Source organism: Microbacterium sp. DMC48 (assembly GCF_056313825.1).
Window position 1 is genome coordinate 97,527 of sequence record NZ_JBQUZN010000005.1, and the last position, 16,142, is coordinate 113,668.

General features: G+C 71.4%; 15 protein-coding genes. 2 read left to right on the forward strand and 13 right to left on the reverse strand.

The features are described 5' to 3' along the window. Nucleotides 1–14: 14 nt before the first annotated feature. Nucleotides 15–1,811 (reverse strand): ABC-F family ATP-binding cassette domain-containing protein, encoded by a 1,797-nt coding sequence (locus ACT53O_RS09545; RefSeq protein ID WP_476152083.1) that lies wholly within the window; start codon nt 1,809–1,811, stop codon nt 15–17. 152 nt (nt 1,812–1,963) lie between these two features. Here ACT53O_RS09545 and ACT53O_RS09550 point away from each other — a divergent pair, with 152 nt between their 5' ends. After that, nucleotides 1,964–2,461 (forward strand): hypothetical protein, encoded by a 498-nt coding sequence (locus tag ACT53O_RS09550; protein ID WP_036315271.1) that lies wholly within the window; start codon nt 1,964–1,966, stop codon nt 2,459–2,461. Nucleotides 2,462–2,522: 61 nt separating this feature from the next. Here ACT53O_RS09550 and ACT53O_RS09555 read toward each other — a convergent pair whose 3' ends face one another. The 3 genes from ACT53O_RS09555 to ACT53O_RS09565 all read right to left on the reverse strand — a co-directional run bounded on the left by ACT53O_RS09555 (nt 2,523) and on the right by ACT53O_RS09565 (nt 5,897). Continuing rightward, the gene (locus tag ACT53O_RS09555; RefSeq protein ID WP_476152085.1) at nt 2,523–3,833 is read right to left on the reverse strand and encodes a GNAT family N-acetyltransferase; all 1,311 of its coding nucleotides are present in this window, start codon (nt 3,831–3,833) and stop codon (nt 2,523–2,525) included. A 61-nt stretch (nt 3,834–3,894) separates the two neighbouring features. Then, the gene (locus ACT53O_RS09560) at nt 3,895–4,836 is read right to left on the reverse strand and encodes a 4-(cytidine 5'-diphospho)-2-C-methyl-D-erythritol kinase (protein ID WP_135949717.1); all 942 of its coding nucleotides are present in this window, start codon (nt 4,834–4,836) and stop codon (nt 3,895–3,897) included. Then, nucleotides 4,833–5,897: an aldo/keto reductase gene (locus tag ACT53O_RS09565; protein WP_135949716.1), complete on the reverse strand. Its 1,065-nt coding sequence runs from the start codon at nt 5,895–5,897 to the stop codon at nt 4,833–4,835. Before ACT53O_RS09565 ends, ACT53O_RS09560 begins: the two co-directional genes overlap by 4 nt. Before the next feature lie 108 nt (nt 5,898–6,005). Between ACT53O_RS09565 and ACT53O_RS09570 the strand changes: the two genes are divergently transcribed. After that, on the forward strand, nt 6,006–7,607 hold the full coding sequence (locus ACT53O_RS09570) for a stealth conserved region 3 domain-containing protein (RefSeq protein WP_476152088.1): 1,602 nt from the start codon (nt 6,006–6,008) through the stop codon (nt 7,605–7,607). Here ACT53O_RS09570 and ACT53O_RS09575 read toward each other — a convergent pair. The 9 genes from ACT53O_RS09575 to hemQ all read right to left on the reverse strand — a co-directional run bounded on the left by ACT53O_RS09575 (nt 7,543) and on the right by hemQ (nt 16,142). Then, nucleotides 7,543–8,466 carry a phosphodiesterase gene (locus ACT53O_RS09575; RefSeq protein WP_476152090.1) on the reverse strand — a complete coding sequence of 308 codons (924 nt, stop codon included), beginning with the start codon at nt 8,464–8,466 and terminating at the stop codon, nt 7,543–7,545. The genes ACT53O_RS09570 and ACT53O_RS09575 overlap by 65 nt on opposite strands. A 108-nt stretch (nt 8,467–8,574) precedes the next feature. Then, nucleotides 8,575–9,420: a 16S rRNA (adenine(1518)-N(6)/adenine(1519)-N(6))-dimethyltransferase RsmA gene (gene rsmA, locus ACT53O_RS09580; protein ID WP_476152092.1), complete on the reverse strand. Its 846-nt coding sequence runs from the start codon at nt 9,418–9,420 to the stop codon at nt 8,575–8,577. A 55-nt stretch (nt 9,421–9,475) separates the two neighbouring features. After that, the gene (locus ACT53O_RS09585) at nt 9,476–10,054 is read right to left on the reverse strand and encodes a DinB family protein (protein WP_135949713.1); all 579 of its coding nucleotides are present in this window, start codon (nt 10,052–10,054) and stop codon (nt 9,476–9,478) included. Nucleotides 10,055–10,177: 123 nt separating this feature from the next. After that, the gene (gene hemL / locus ACT53O_RS09590) at nt 10,178–11,488 is read right to left on the reverse strand and encodes a glutamate-1-semialdehyde 2,1-aminomutase (RefSeq protein ID WP_476152094.1); all 1,311 of its coding nucleotides are present in this window, start codon (nt 11,486–11,488) and stop codon (nt 10,178–10,180) included. Next, nucleotides 11,485–12,480, reverse strand: a complete 996-nt coding sequence (gene hemB, locus ACT53O_RS09595) for a porphobilinogen synthase (protein WP_476152096.1) — start codon at nt 12,478–12,480, stop codon at nt 11,485–11,487. The genes hemL and hemB overlap by 4 nt, the downstream gene beginning before the upstream one ends. Further along, nucleotides 12,477–13,259, reverse strand: coding sequence for a uroporphyrinogen-III synthase (locus ACT53O_RS09600; protein WP_476152098.1), 783 nt, complete (start codon nt 13,257–13,259; stop codon nt 12,477–12,479). Before ACT53O_RS09600 ends, hemB begins: the two co-directional genes overlap by 4 nt. Further along, on the reverse strand, nt 13,256–14,227 hold the full coding sequence (hemC, locus tag ACT53O_RS09605) for a hydroxymethylbilane synthase (RefSeq protein WP_476152100.1): 972 nt from the start codon (nt 14,225–14,227) through the stop codon (nt 13,256–13,258). Before hemC ends, ACT53O_RS09600 begins: the two co-directional genes overlap by 4 nt. After that, nucleotides 14,224–15,456, reverse strand: a complete 1,233-nt coding sequence (locus ACT53O_RS09610) for a ferrochelatase (RefSeq protein WP_476152102.1) — start codon at nt 15,454–15,456, stop codon at nt 14,224–14,226. The genes hemC and ACT53O_RS09610 overlap by 4 nt, the downstream gene beginning before the upstream one ends. Beyond that, nucleotides 15,456–16,142, reverse strand: a complete 687-nt coding sequence (gene hemQ / locus ACT53O_RS09615; protein ID WP_112931128.1) for a hydrogen peroxide-dependent heme synthase — start codon at nt 16,140–16,142, stop codon at nt 15,456–15,458. The genes ACT53O_RS09610 and hemQ overlap by 1 nt, the downstream gene beginning before the upstream one ends.

The window sequence follows — 16,142 nt, forward strand, 5'->3', positions numbered from 1 at the left end:
GCGGGAGCGAGAGGTCAGCCGATGAGCTCGGAGAGCTCGAACCAGCGCTCCTCCAGCGCAGCGATCTCTGCCTCGAGCTCGCCGATCGCGCGCATCTTCTCGCCCAGCCCCGCATAGTCGGACTGGTCGTGGTCGGCAAGGGCGGTGCGGGCGGCATCCACCTGGGCCGTCAGTTTCTGGATCCGCCGCTCCGCCGCCGCCAGCTCCTTCTGCGCCGCGCGGAGGTCGGCACCGGCCAACGCCGGACCACCGTCACCCTCCGACGTCGCCGCGGCGGGCGCCGCCGGCTGATCGCGCTGGGCGGCGCGGAGCCTCAGGTACTCGTCGATTCCTCCCGGCAGGTGCCGGAGGCGCCCGCTCATCACGGCGTACTGCTGATCGGTGACCCGCTCGAGGAAGTAGCGGTCGTGGCTGACCACCAGGAGCGTCCCCGCCCACGAATCGAGAAGATCCTCGATCGCGGCCAGCATGTCGGTGTCCAGGTCGTTGGTCGGCTCGTCGAGGATCAGCACGTTGGGCTGATCGAGCAGGATCAGCAGCAGCTGCAGCCGACGCTGCTGACCACCGGACAGATCCTTCACGGGCGTCGACAGCTGCGCCGAGCTGAAGCCCATGCGCTCCAGCAGCTGGCCCGGCGTGAGTTCGGCCGCCTTGGAGCCCGTCCCGATCGTGTAGCTCGTGCGCAGGCCCGAGATGACCACGCGCACCGGATCGTCCAGGTATTGGTCGAGCTCGTCCATCCGCTGCGTGAGCGTCGCGACCTTCACGGTCTTTCCGCGCTTGACCCGACCGTGGCTGGGCTCGACCGTGCCGGCGATGAGCCCGAGGAGCGTGGACTTGCCGGCACCGTTGACCCCGAGGATGCCGGTGCGCTCCCCCGGCGCGATGCGCCACTCGACGTCCTGCAGCACCTGTCGATCGCCGTAGGTCACGCCGGCGTCGAGCAGGTCGACGACGTCCTTGCCCAACCGGGACACGGCGAGCGACTGCAACTGCACCTTGTCGCGGATCTCGGGGACGTCGGCGATGAGTTCATTGGCCGCCTCGATGCGGAACCGCGGCTTGCTGGTGCGCGCCGGCGCGCCGCGGCGCAGCCACGCGAGCTCTTTGCGAGCGAGGTTCTGTCGACGCTGCTCGATCACGGCCGACTGGCGGTCGCGCTCGACGCGCTGCAGCACGTAGGCCGCGTAGCCGCCCTCGAACGGCTCGACGATGCGGTCGTGCACCTCCCACGTCTTGGTGCAGACCTCGTCCAGGAACCATCGATCGTGGGTGACGACCAGGAGCGCACCCTGGGATGCCGACCAGCGCCGCTTGAGGTGCGCGGCGAGCCAGGCCACCGCTTCGACATCGAGGTGGTTCGTGGGCTCGTCGAGCGCCAGCACGTCCCAGTCTCCGACGAGCAGGTGCGCGAGCGCGACCCGTCGCCGCTGCCCTCCGGAGAGTCCGGCGACCGGGCCGTCCCAGTCGAGATCACCCACGAGGCCCGCGATCACGTCGCGCACCCCGGCATCCCCGGCCCAGTCGTGCTCGGCGCGGTCGCCGACGACGCTCTGCGCGATGGTCAACGTGTCATCGAGCGTGTCGCCCTGGTCGAGCACGCCCACGCGCACGCCGCCGCGCACCGTCACGCGCCCGGCATCCGGCGCGAGGCGGCCGGCCAGCATGGCCATGAGGGATGACTTGCCGTCGCCGTTACGACCGACGATGCCGATGCGGTCGCCCTCGTCGACGCCGAGCGAGACGCGGTCGAACACGACCTTCGTGGGGAATTCCAGGTGGAGGCCTTCGGCCCCGAGCAGATGCGCCATATCGGTTCCAGGCTACGCGAGCGGGCGGACGGCCGATGGCCCCGTTCCCAGCATGGACATCGGATCTTCGTATCGCCGTCATAGGCTGGAGCTTTCGCCCTCTCTTCTCGTGGGCGGAGAAACCGTCGCACATCAGAAACCGGAGAGATGACATGAACACGAAGAACGTCACCCGCATCGGCGGGATCGCCGCAGCCCTCAGCCTCACGGCCGCGCTCACCGCCTGCGCGGGCGGGCAGAGCGTCGCCGACGCCTGCAGCATCGCAAAGACCGAGATCGAGACGGCGACCTCGAGCATCACGAGCGACCTCAACGCGTCGATGAGCCAGGCGACCTCGGGCGAGAAGGTCGACTTCTCGTCGCTCTTCCAGCCGGTTCTGGACGGACTCTCCTCTGCGGAGTCGAAGGTCACCAATGAGCAGGTCAAGGCCCCGCTGAGCGCATTCGCCGACGAGTACCGCAACTTCGCCGCGATCTTCGCCGACTTCGAGATGCCCAACCTGAAGAACATCGATCCGAGCGACGAGGCCGCCATGCAGAAGCTGCAGGAGGCTCAGGCCAAGGCCGAGGAGATCTCCACGAAGGGCCAGGAATCCTCGACGAAGCTGACCGCCGAGGCCAAGAAGCTGCAGGAGGTCTGCGGCAGCTGAGACCTCTCACCACGCGGGGCCCGGATCCGACACCGGTCCGGGCCCCGCGTGGTTCCAGGGCTCAGTACCAGAAGCTCAGACGCGGCGGCACCGTCGAGGCGAACAGTCGCGCCAGTCGCGCCGGATCATCGGCGACCATACGTCCCGCTCGCGCGAGCGTGACGGCCGAGACTCCGCCGAGCAGCATCGCCGACAGCTCGGCCACCCCGATCGTCGCCGTGGGAATGCCGACCGGCGGTTCGTCCACGATGTCGACCGCAGCGACGCCGTCGGCATCCGCCGTCAGCACGAACGTGCCGGCGGCGACGCCGAGTGGGTCGGCGATCTGCAGCGTCACCGCGTCGGCGACGTCGTAGGTGCGCGCCGACAGCGCGGCCGGCACGTCGAGGATCCGCGTGTAGTGGTGGTCGCGCACGGTGACCGTCGCGGCGCGCTGATCGGCGATCATCCACCACAGCGGTTCGTCGACCGACAGCTCGCCCGCGCGTACCGTGCCGATGAGGTCCATCGTCAGCAGGAAGCGCCACAGACCGGCGTACGCCTCGTCCGTCGCCGCGACCAGCAGCAGGACATCGACGGTCGAGGCCACGAAGTCGTGCTCGTTCTCGGTCACCTTGTACAGCGCGACGCCGTCGACCTCCCCCGCCACGGAGCGGTACTGGACCACGCGGAGCTCCTCGGCCTTCTCGGCGTCGGGCCTGATGCCGAAGAAGCGCTCCCAGTGCCCACCGGGCATCTCGATCTCACCGGGCGTCTGCGTGCGCACGCGCTCGTGCAGCGCCGCGGCGATGTCGCGCCCCTGCGCGCGGGTGACGAAGTCGATGCGTCCCGGCGCCTCGGGCCCCACCCAGCGCGCCCGACGTGCGTCGATCGTCCACTGCGCGGCAAGTGCGGCCGGCGCGAAGCCGAAGCGGCCGTAGATCGTCGACTCGCTCACGGTGAGGATCGCGACGGGAAGCCCGCGCTCGACGGCGGTGCGCAACTCCCCCGTCATCACGGAGCGCAGGATGCCACGGCGACGGTGGGTGGGAGCGACGGTGACCGAGCTGATCGCGCACGCGGGAACGGTACCGCCCGGAAGCGTGAGCTCCGCCGCCCACGACGCGAACGTCGCGACCGGAACGTCGGGCTGCGGGGCGGTGTCGTCGAACACGCCGATCTTGCGCCGATACGCCGTGTGCGCGAAGAAGGCGTCGCGCTGCACATCGGTGCGCTCACCGCCCAGGAAGCCGCGGGAGACGGCTTCCAACCAGGGGTCGGTCTCGCTGCGCAGCGCATCGTCGACTCGGCGCACGCCGAGCCCGCGTCCATCGAGCTCGTCGGTCATCGTGCGGTCCAGCGATGCATCGTGGTGGGAGCGGTGATCGGACATGCGGGTCTCCATTCGTGCGGACGGTCTGCGGTGAGGCTCGGCCTGGTGGTGCGGGGCGTTCTCAGGCGCTGATGACACGCGCGCCCGGGACGGGTCCGTGCACGTGCAGCACACGCGATCCGGAAGCCGCCGACGCGGCGAGTTCGGACGCCAGCGCCGCCGCTCCGCGCTCGTCGGCGGCGAGGAAGGCGACAGTGGGTCCCGAACCCGAGACGAGCCCGGCCAGAGCGCCCGCGCGATGACCGCCGCGCAGCGTCGCGGCCAGCGAGGGCCGCAGCGAGAGGGCGGCCTCTTGCAGGTCGTTGTGGACGGCGACCGCGAGCGCGGCGGGATCGCCCGCACGCAGTGCCTGCATCACGACAGGATCGGCGGCGGGCACCCCGTGCGCGGGCGCGATGTCGGGCAGGGCTCTCAAACGGTCCAGTTCCCGATACACCGCCGGCGTCGACAGTCCGTCCGCGCTCGTCACGAGGACCCAGTCGAAGCGACCCCGTGCCAGCGCGGGGGCCAGCTCGTCGCCGCGACCCGTGCCGATCGCCGTTCCCCCGAGCACCGCGAAGGGCACATCTGCGCCCAGGGGCGCCGCCAGCTCCTGAAGTTCGAGAGTCGTGAGTCCCCCGCCGAGCAGCTCGTTGACGGCGACGAGAGCGGCCGCGGCATCCGCCGACCCGCCCCCCATCCCGCCGGCGACGGGCACGCCCTTATGGATGTCGAGGTGGATGCCGCCGCGCCACCCGAGCCGCTCGGCGACGCGCCGCGCGGCGCGGACGGCGAGGTTGGACTCGTCGAGCGGCACCCCCGACACGTCCAGGTCGCCGGTGACCGCCAGCGTGAAGTCGTCCGCCACCTGGGCCCAGACGTCTTCGTAGGCGGAGACCGCCTGATACACCGACGCCACGTCGTGGTAGCCGTCGGGCTGGGCGTCACCGACGTCGAAGGCGATGTTGATCTTGCCGGGCGCACGCACGTGCACCCGGCGACCCGCCACCGCAGCGGTCGTCACGAAGCGTCCGCCCAGACCTCGCCGATGCCGGCGGAGATGACGTCGATGCGTTCCAGTTCTTCCGCGTCGAACGCGGGGCCGTTCACGGCCGCGAGGTTCTCGTCGAGCTGCTGCGTGCGCGAGGCGCCGATGAGCGCCGAGGCCACGACGCCGTCGCGCAGCACCCACTGCAGCGCGAGCTGAGCGAGGCTCTGTCCGCGCTCGCGGGCGATCACGTTCAGCGCGCGCAGGCCCTCCAGCGCAGTGTCCGTGAGACGACGGCCCGGCAGCGACGAGCGCTCCTGCGATCGCGCCGAGGTCCCGTCGCCCAGATAGCGATCGGTGAGCAGCCCCTGCGCGAGCGGCACGAAGGCGATCGCACCCATCCCCTCCTCACGCAGGACGCCGGTCAGGCCGTCCTCGATCCATCGACCGAGGATCGAGTAGGAGGGCTGATGGATGATCAGCGGAGTGCCCAGAGAGCGCGCCACCGCGGCAGCCCGCGCCGTCTGGTCGGGCTCGTACGAGGAGATGCCGACGTAGAGCGCCTTGCCCTGACGCACGAGGGTATCCAGCGCCGCGACCGTCTCTTCGATCGGGGTGACGGGATCGAAGCGGTGCGAGTAGAAGATGTCGACGTAGTCGAGCGACATGCGCGTCAGCGACTGCTCGGCGCTGGCGAGCAGGTACTTGCGCGAACCCCACTGACCGTAGGGCCCGTCCCACATGTCGTAGCCGGCCTTGGACGAGATGATGAGCTCGTCCCGGTAGGGCCGGAAGTCCTCGCGCATCATGCGTCCGAAATTGGTCTCGGCGCTGCCGTAGGGCGGACCGTAGTTGTTGGCGAGATCGAAATGGGTGATGCCGCGGTCGAACGCGTGGCGCAGTAGCGCGCGCTGGTTGTCGAAGGGGACGTTGTCGCCGAAGTTCCACCACAACCCCAGCGAGATCGCGGGCAGATACAGCCCGCTCGAGCCCACCTGACGAAACGCGGAGGCGGAGTAGCGGTCGGATGCCGCAGCGTACGGACGGTGCAGGTCGCCGCCGCGTGAGGCGGGGAAGCGCTCGGAGATGTCGGTCACCCGTCCAGGCTATCGACCGCGACCGCCCGCCGCGCCTGCCGTCCCCGAAACGCGCGGGAAACGCCGGCACCGTACGCTGAGCCTCTCCGACGACGAAGGGCGGTCCTCGTGACGGCAGCACTGGAGGCACTTTCACCGCACCCGCATCCCTGGTCGGGCCTGCTGGCCCGCGACGACGTGCGCTGGGTGGATGGCGTGCTCCACATCGTGCACGACGACCTGACGCCCGAGATGGCCCGTGTGGCCGACATCGGCCTCATCGCCGACACCCTGGCCGCCGCCGGTATCGATCCGCTGCTCGCGCAAGACGATCACGGCGCCGCCGTCATCGTGGTCGATGCCGCGGAGGGGCGCGCGGCGCTCCGCGCCCTCGCTGCCGCCGGAGCCCGGGAGCCCCTGTACGCGAAGGCGCCGGGCGGTGCCGCCCGTCTCGCCGTCGATGTGCCTCTGCCCGAGGCCGACGCCGTCTGGTCCCTGCGACTGTTCCGTCCCCGCGTCACCGACAGCGGCTCTCTCCGCTACGGCAGCGCGGAGGGCGTGCGCCTGGAGACATGGCGCATGAGCGGCGATCTGGTCCACACGCCACGACCCACCGCGCTCACGCGGCGCGTCTTCCCGGCATCCGATCTCGTCGTCACGACGGTCTGGCGCTACGGCAGGTCGTGGCGCACCGTGGCCGGCATGTTCGAGGTGCGTCCCCACCAGGTCACCGTCGACATCGACATGGTCTTCTCCTGGGTCGACGGGTCGGCGAGCGAGTTCCAACGGCAGCGCGCCGCCCAGCAGGAGGAGTACGTCGTCGGCAAAGGCGACGACGGGCCCGCCCGCTACCGGCACGTCGACGAGCTGCGGTACGCGCTGCGCAGCGTGCACATGTACGCCCCCTGGGTGCGCCGCATCTTCATCGCCACCGACTCGCCGCAGCCGGCATGGCTGCGGGAGCATCCGCGGGTCACGGTCGTTCGCAGCGAGGAGTTCTTCGCCGATCCGTCGGTGCTCCCCACGCACAACTCCCATGCCGTCGAGGCGCAACTCCACCGCATCGACGGGCTGGCCGAGCACTTCCTCTACTCGAACGACGACATGTTCTTCGGCCGCCCCGTGACGGCGGAGATGTTCTTCACCGCGGGGGGCCTCACGAAGTTCGTCGAGTGCGACGTCCGCATCGGATCGGGCCCCACGCGCACGGAACGGTCCGGACACGACAACGCGCTGCGCGTGAATCGGGAGCTCCTGCGCGAGCGGTTCGGTCGCGTGATCCTGCGCGACCTCGAACACTGTGCAGCACCGATGCGGCGAAGCGTGGCCGCGGAGGTGGAGCGCGAGTTCGCCGACGACATCGCGCGCACCGCGGCATCGCGCTTCCGCAGCGCGACCGACGTCTCCGTGACCAACAGCCTGTACCACTACTACGCGCTCATGACCGGGCGGGCGATCGCGACGACCGAGCCGCGCGTGCGGTACGTGCAGACCACGATGGCGTCCGCCCTGAAGAAGATGCGTCGACTGGAGCAGCGCCGCGACGCCGACATGTTCTGCCTGAACGACGGCGGCGAGACGGAGGTGCCGGAAGAGCTGCGGGTGCGGATGCTCCGCGACACGCTCGAGCGGATGTTCCCGGTCCGCGCCCCGTGGGAACGTCCGCTCAGTGGCGCACGGACACCGGACGTGTCGGCGGGGCCGACGGCCGCTGCACGCCGACGCCCGTGATCCCCGCCTCCGCGAGGAGCCGCTGCGCCGTCTGCGGGTCGGTGTACTCCATGACGCGTGGCACATCGACGGGGACCACGGAATGGACCACCGTGTCGTCGTACACGTGGACGAGGTTGTAGGACTGCGCACCGTCCTGCGGGCGGGTGCCGCCGACCGGCACGGTGAGATCCTGTGCATAACAGGTCGACGAGGCGACGGAGACGGGGATGCCGGCGAAGGTCGCGAACGTCGAGTAGTGGAGGTGCCCGGCGATGATCGCACGGACGTCGGTGCCGCGCAGCACGCGAGCCAGCCGCGCCTGATCGCGAAGCTCCACGCTCGCCGCGAGCGCGAGCACGCTCGGCACAGGCGGGTGATGCATGGCGAGGATCGTGCCCAGCGGCGCGGGAGTGGCGAGCACCGTGGCGAGCCAGGCCAACTGCGCGTCGCTGATCTCGCCGTAGTGGTGCCCGGGCACGGAGGTGTCGAGGGTGACGATGCGCAGGCCGTCGAACTCGTCGACGCGGTCGACGGGGCGAAGGTCGGCGTCCTCGTCGTCCCACAGCTCACTGCGGAACGCGGCGCGATCGTCGTGGTTTCCCATCACCCACACCACCGGCGCCTCCAGGCGAGCGGCCACGGGCTCGACCATCGCGCGCAGCATGGCGTAGGCGGCGCGTTCGCCGAGATCGACGAGGTCGCCCGTCACCACGATCGCGTCGGGACGCACGCCCGATGCTTCGATGCCGGCCAGGGCACGCGCCAGGTGCTCCTCGCCCGACACGCGCTCCCAGATGCGCGAGCCGGCCGCGCGCAGGTGGGTGTCGCTGAGGTGGAGCAGAACCCGTTCGGGAGCAGGATGCTCGGCCACACGCATAGTCGCAATGTTACAAGCATGTTTCGTGACCGCGCGGTGAACAGGACGCGACATGTCGCCGACCGACGGTCAGCGGGTCACGGCGAGGCCCGGCGTGCGCACCGGTGCTTACCGAAGCGTGTGGGCGATCGCGACGAAGTCCGCGATGGTGAGCTGCTCACCACGCGCCGTCGGGTCGACGCCCGCAGCCTCCAACACCGCCGATGCGGTGCTCGACGATCCGCCGAGCACCGGTGCCAGCGCCTGCCGCAGCATCTTGCGGCGCTGCTGGAAGGCGGCATCGACCACCTGGAACGTCGCGCGGCGCAGAGCCTCGTCGCCGCGCGGCTCGGGGTCACGACGGAACCCGACGAGCACGCTGTCGACGTTCGGCACCGGCCAGAAGACCTGCCGAGAAACGGTGCCGGCCAGCCTCCACGGACCGTACCAGGCGGCCTTCACGCTGGGCGCGCCGTAGATCTTGGATCCCGGCGGGGCGGCGAGCCGCTCCCCCACCTCGGCCTGCACCATCACGACACCGCGCTCGAGACCCGGGAAGGTCTCCATGAAGTGCAGCAGCACCGGAACGCTCACGTTGTACGGCAGGTTCGCGACGAGCACGTTCGGATCGCCGGGAAGAGCGGTGACGCGAAGGGCGTCGGCATCCACCACCGTCAAGGCGCCCTCGGCGACGCCGTGAGACGCAGCGGTGGCCGGCAGACGCTCGGCGAGGCGATGATCGATCTCGACCGCGGTGACCGCCGCGCCCGTCTCGAGGATCGCCAGCGTGAGCGACCCGAGCCCGGGGCCCACCTCGACGACACGGTCGGTGGCCGCCACCTCCGCGACATGCACGATCTTTCGCACCGTGTTGGCGTCGACGACGAAGTTCTGACCGAGCTTCTTCGTCGGGGTCACGTCGAGGTCGGCGGCGAGCGCACGGATCTCGGCGGCTCCGAGCAAGGTCACGGGCATGCGCTCCAGCCTATCCGGCGGGGCCGCCGGCTCGAGGGACGCCGCGATCGCCCCTCTACGGGACCCAGTAGCCGACGGCGCAGAGCAGGCGCGTCTCGTCGTCGGCATCGGCCGGTGCCTCGATGGCGGGAGGGAACACGCCCCACTGGCGCCACTCGTCCGCGAACGTCACGACGTGCTCCTCGAGACCGGCGATGAGCTCCGGCGACAGATGGAACGGGATGCCGAGGTGCTTCGCGATCTGCCATGCCTGGAACGCCCGGTAGGTGGCCAAGTGCGCGAGGCCTTCGGCGGCGGGGTAGTCGCCGTAGCTGAACCGGAACGTGTCGGCGTAGCCGCCGGCGCGAACGGCGGCGGTCGCGGCGTCGTTGCGCGCGTCGTAGGCGCCGATCGGATCATCGCCCAGCAGATCGACCCCGCGCAGGTCGTCGCCGTCTGCCGACGCACGGCCGCGCAGGACGTCGGGCACCCACGCCTCGTCGTAGGTGTGGGCCTGCAGGACGTCGCGGAACGTGGGGTCGGGGGTGGAGGTCCAGTCGGCGGGCGCCGACCGGGTGAGATCGGCCGGATCGATCCGATCGATCACGTCGCGCAGGGCGGCGTCGGAACGCAGAAACAGCTCGTCGGTGTTCATGGTCGACACGCTAGAGGGATCCTCCGACACGGCTTCGGTCGGATCCGCCGCTGCCGTCGCCGGCGCCACCGAGACGTCTCGTGCCGACGAGATGTCGCGTATCGCGGACGGGCTCGCGAAACCCTACGCGGACGCCGCGGCGCGGGCGGCCGCGGGCAGGGCGTCGACGATCTGCGCCACCGCGGCATCGTCGTGCGCGGCGGTGAGGAACCACGCCTCGAACGCCGACGGCGGCAGCGAGACGCCGGCATCCAGCATCGCGTGGAAGAACCGGCCGTAGGCGGCGGTGTCCTGCTGCTGCGCCGTCGCGTAGTCCGGCACCCCGCCGACGACTTCGGCGCCGAAGAAGACGCTGAACAGGGTTCCCGCCCGCTGCAGCACGTGGGGCACCCCGGCCGCAGTCAGCGCCGCCGTCGCCGCGTCGGCGACCGCGTCGGCCGCCGCTGCCAGCCGGGCGTACGCGGAGGCATCGGCCAGACGGAGCGTCGCCAGGCCCGCGGCGACCGCGACGGGGTTTCCGCTCAGCGTGCCGGCCTGGTACACCGGCCCCAGCGGGGCGAGCATGTCCATGACGTCGGCGCGGCCGCCGACCGCGGCGACCGGCAGTCCACCGCCGATGACCTTTCCGAAGGTCACCAGGTCGGGTACGACCTCCTCCCCCGCGTCCGCGAGCACCTGGGCGTAGCCGCCCGATGCGGCGCGGAAGCCGGTGAGCACCTCGTCGCTGATCAGCAGGGCGCCCTCGCGTCGGCAGACATCCGCGACGAACGTCGAGAATCCGGGTGCCGGCGCGACCACCCCCATGTTCGCGGCCGCGGCCTCGGTGATCACGGCGGCGATCCGACCGGAATGCGCGGCGAAGACCTCCTCCAGCGCGGCACGGTCGTTGTACGGCACGACGAGCGTCTGCGCCGCGACGGCCTCCGGCACACCGGCAGAGCCCGGCAGTGCGAAGGTCGCCAGCCCCGACCCGGCGGCGGCGAGCAGCCCGTCGGAGTGACCGTGGTAGTGACCGGCGAACTTGATGAGAAGGTCCCGTCCGGTCGCGCCGCGCGCCAGTCTGATGGCGGTCATCGTCGCCTCGGTGCCGGTGGAGACCAGTCGCGCCTTCTGCACGGCCGGCACCCGTCGCACGATCTCCTCGACGAGCTCCGCCTCGGCCGGCGTCGGCGCCCCGAACGAGAGTCCGCGCGAGGCGGCGGCCTGGACGGCGGCGACGACCTCGGGATGAGCGTGACCGAGCAGCGCCGGCCCCCAGCTGGCGACGAGGTCGACGTAGCGGCGGCCCTCGGCATCCGTCACATACGCCCCCGCGGCCTCGACGAGGAAGCGGGGCGTCCCACCGACCGAGCCGTAGGCGCGCACGGGCGAGTCCACGCCACCGGGGATGACCGCGCGGGCGCGGGTGAACAGGGCGTCGTTGGTGTCGGTCATGCGAGTGCCCGTCCCTCTCGGAGCCAGCCGGCGACCTCGATCGCCCAGTACGTCAGAATCGCCTCGGCGCCGGCGCGGCGGATGCCGAGGATGCTCTCCCCGATCGCACGCTCACGGTCGATGACCCCGGCCGCGGCAGCGTGCTCGATCATCGCGTATTCGCCGGACACCTGGTAGGCCCAGACCGGGACGGACGACACCGCCGCGACCTCGGCGAGCACGTCGAGGTACGGACCGGCGGGTTTGACCATGACGATGTCGGCGCCCTCGTCGATGTCGGCGAGAGCCTCCTGCACCCCTTCGCGACCGTTGGCGGCATCGAGCTGGTAGGTGCGACGGTCGCCGGTGAGGGTCGACTCGACGGCGTCGCGGAACGGACCGTAGAACGCGGAGGCGTACTTGGCGGAGTACGCGAGGATCACGACGTCGCTGCGGCCCGCGGCATCCAGAGCCGCACGGCAGGCGGCGACCTGGCCGTCCATCATGCCCGACAGTCCGAGGACGTCGGCGCCGGCTTCTGCCTGGGCGAGCGCCATCCGCGCGTACACCTCGAGAGTCGCGTCGTTGTCGACCGATCCGTCGGCGGCCAGCACACCGCAGTGGCCGTGGTCGGTGAACTCGTCGAGGCAGAGGTCCGCCTGCACCGTCAGACGCCCCTTCGCCGCCGCGGCGGCCACGGCGATCGCACGGTTGAGGATGCCGTCGGGATCGGTCGCACCGCTGCCGACGGCGTCGCGGACAGCGGACACACCGAAGAGCATGATGCCGCCGATGCCGGCCTCGGCCGCCTCGTCGACGACGGCCGCGAGCTGCGCGAGCGGGTACTGCTGCACCCCCGGCATGCTCGCAATCGGCTGCGCCTCGGAGATGCCCTCTTTCACGAACACCGGAAGGACGAGCCGGCGCGGACTCAGGTCGGCTTCGGCGACGAGGCGTCGCAGGGCGGCACTGCGGCGCAGACGACGCAGGCGACGGACGGGAAACGCGGTCATCGGATGACCTCCTGGAGTCGGGGAAGGGTGTCGAGCTCGGCGATGAGGGCGTCGATGCTCTGTGTGCAGGCGGTGTGGCCGACGACGAAGCCGAGGCGCTCGGCGTCGCGGGTCGTTCCCGGACCGATCGAGGCGACGAGCGTGGATGCCGGCAGCACCCCGACCTGGCGGCGCAGTTCGCGCCCGACGCTCAGTGAGGTCAGCAGCACGACGGCGACGCGTCCGGCAGCGAGATCGGCCGCCACGTCGGGGGCGAGATCGATTCCCACCGTGCGGTAGCCGATGCAGACGTCGACGGCGAAGCCGCGCAGCTCCAGCTCGTCGCTGACGACGGCGCCGGCAAGGTCGGAGCGCACCACGAGGCAGCGCCCGGTCGAGCTCGCGCTGTGCGCTGCGCACCACTGCGCGATCATGGTCTGCGCCGATGAGCGGCCCAGCGGCACGAAGTCGACGTTCGCGCCCAGATCGGCGACGGCGCGCGCGGTGGCCTGGCCGACCGCCGCGATTCGCAGCGACGTCGGCAACGTGCGTTCGCTCGCCGACAGGAAGACGGCGATCTGCTCGACGCTGGCGGCGCTCGTGACGAACAGCCACTCGTAATCGCCGTCGGCAAGCCGCCGGAAGGCGGCGTCGCGCGCGGTGGTGTCGCGCGGCGGGGCGGTGCGGATGAGCGGCGCGATCACGGGGTGGGCGCCACGACGCGAGAGCTCGCCGGCCACGCGCTCGCCCCATGCGCCGCCGCGCGGTACGAGGACGCGGGCGCCGGCGAGGGCCGTCACCGGGGCTCCCCCTCGGGACGTGGACCGAGGTCGGCGAGATCGACGGCCCCGGCCTCCATCAAGGCGGCGACGACGACGGCCGCGGCCGCGTCGCGACCGTCCGCCGTCGTGAGGTCGGCAGGGTCCGCGGAGTGCCCGACGCGGACGGTGCGCGCACCGTCGAGGGCGTACACCTCGGCGACCAGCGTGACGGCGTCGTGCGCGCGCCGCGCGGAGATGCCTACCGGCGCGGCACATCCGGCCTCCAGCATCCGCAGGACGGCACGCTCCCACAGCGCGGTGATTTCGGCATCCGCATCCGTGATCGCGGCGATCTGCGCGGCGACCGGGGAATCCGTGCGCACCTCGACCGCGAGCGCGCCCTGGCCGGCGGAGGTGGGCCAGCCGTCGGCGTCGAAGCGGTCGGTGATCCGGTCGGTGCGTCCGATCCGGGTCAGCCCCGCCTCGGCCAGCACGATGGCGTCGTACTCCCCTTCGTCGACCTTGCGCAGTCGAGTGTCGACGTTGCCGCGGATGCCGCGCACCTGCAGATCGGGCCGGCGCCGCAGCAGCTGGGCGACCCGCCGGGGTGATCCGCTGCCGACCACGGCGCCGTGCGGCAGCGCCTCGAGCGTGAGGCCTCCGCGCGCGCACAGCACATCCGCCACAGGGGCCCGCGGCGGAACGGCACCGATCGCGAGGCCGGCGACGTCGGCCGTGGGAAGGTCCTTCATCGAGTGCACCACGAGGTCGCACTCGTCGCGCAGCAACGCCTCACGCAGCGCCGCGACGAACACGCCGGTACCACCCAGCTGCGCGAGGGGTCCGGTGAGCACGTCGCCCGCCGTCGTGATCGGCACCAGCTCCACCTCGCGGCCGGTCGCCGCCCGCAGGGCGTCGGCGACGTGGCCGGACTGCGTGGTGGCCAGCAGACTCGCTCGGGTTCCGAGTCGCAGCGGCGCGGGTGCGGCGGCGTCGGTCACCGTCACGGCGCGATCCCCGCGAGTGCCGGCTGGAAGCCGAGTCGCTTGTTCTCGCAGCATCCGGGACGGCAGACGTCGTACCAGGGTCCGAGGTGCGTCTCGTGCGGGCGGTCGGCCGCGGCGGTGCCGTTCAGCCGCTCCACCATGAGGTCGACCAGTCCCGCGACGTACGCCGGGTGCGTCCCCGGAGTCGGGGTGCGGATCGCCGTGAGACCGAGCTCGTCGGCCGTCTCCATCGCCTCGGTGTCGAGGTCCCAGAGCACCTCCATGTGGTCGCTGACGAAGCCGAGCGGCACGATGAGCACGGCCTTGCGACCACGGGCGGGCAGCTCGGCCATCGCGTCGTTGATGTCGGGCTCGAGCCACGGCACCTGCGGCGGGCCCGAACGGCTCTGGAAGACGAGCTGCCAGGCGCACGACGAGCCCAGCCGCGACATGATCGTCTCGGCGACGGCTGTGTGCTGCGCGACGTAGGCGCCGCCGGCGCCGAATCCGCGCTCGGGCGGGCCGGAACGGTCGGCGTCGCTGTTCGGGATCGAGTGGGTAGAGAAGAGGATCTCGATCTCGTCGTCCGCGAAGCCCTGGGCATGGAGGGCCTCGAGTCCCTCGGCGACGCCCTCCGCGAAGGGGGTCACGAAGCCCGGGTGGTCGAAGAACTGGCGCACCTTGTCGATCTCGACGGCACCGCTCAGGCCGGTGGCCTCGACGGCGTCGGCGAGATCTTCGCGGTACTGGCGGCACGACGAGTACGAGCTGTACGCGCTGGTCGCGATCGCGAGCAGGCGCCGGTGGCCGGCGTCATGGGCGTCCTGCAGGGCGTCGGCGACGTACGGCATCCAGTTGCGGTTGCCCCAGTACACCGGCAGCTCCAGGCCGCGCGCCGCGAGCTCGGTATCCAGCGCCGCCTTCAGCTCACGGTTGTGCTGGTTGATCGGCGACACCCCGCCGAAGTGACGGTAGTGATGGGCGACCTCTTCGAGGCGCTCGTCGGGGATGCCGCGGCCCGCCGTGACGTTGCGCAGGAACGGGATCACGTCGTCCTGACCCTCGGGTCCGCCGAACCCCAGCAGCAGCACACCGTCATACGCCACGGGGGCGCTCACGTGCGGATCGCCGGCGCAGGTCGCCGACGTGGCGGCCGGCACGCGGCACCCCTCGCCGCACACCGGAGCGGCGCTCGCGCGCGGAGGCTTGGGACGGAACTCGGCGGAGCGGGGAGCGATGTTCTCGGCCATCAGCTCAGCACCTCCGCCAGCTCGTCGAGCTCGAGCCGGCGGCCCGTGTAGAAGGGCACCTCTTCGCGCACGTGACGGCGCGCATCGGTCGCGCGCAGGTCGCGCATCATGTCGACGAGGTGGATCGGGTCGTCGCTCTCCAGCGGCAGGAGCCATTCGTAGTCGCTGAGTCCGAAGGTCGAGACGGTGTTGGCGACGACCTCCGTGTAGCGGGCGCCCTTGCGGCCGTGCTCGGCGAGCATGCCGGCGCGCTCCTCCTCGGGCAGCAGGTACCACTCGTAGCTGCGCACGAACGGGTACAGGCACAGCCAGCCGCGGGCGCTCTCGCCGCGAAGGTACCCGGGGACGTGACGCTTGTTGAACTCGGCCTCACGGTGCACGCCCATCGCTGTCCAGACGGCCGTGTACGCCTGCAGCATGCCGGTGCGCCGCAGGGTGCGCAGTGCCTTCTGGAGCACGGCAGGGTCATCGACCGCGCCCGGCGTCGTGTGCAGCCAGATCATGAGATCGGCCTCGCCGCGCATGCCGGTGACGTCGTACAGGCCGCGAACGCTGACACCGCCGGCCGTGACCGCGTCGACGGCGGCGGACAGCTCGGCGACCGCCGCCGCGTCGGGGGCCACCCGAGGGCGGGGTCCGGCCAGGACGGCGAAGAGGGTGTATCCGAGCGGGATCTGTTCGGTCAT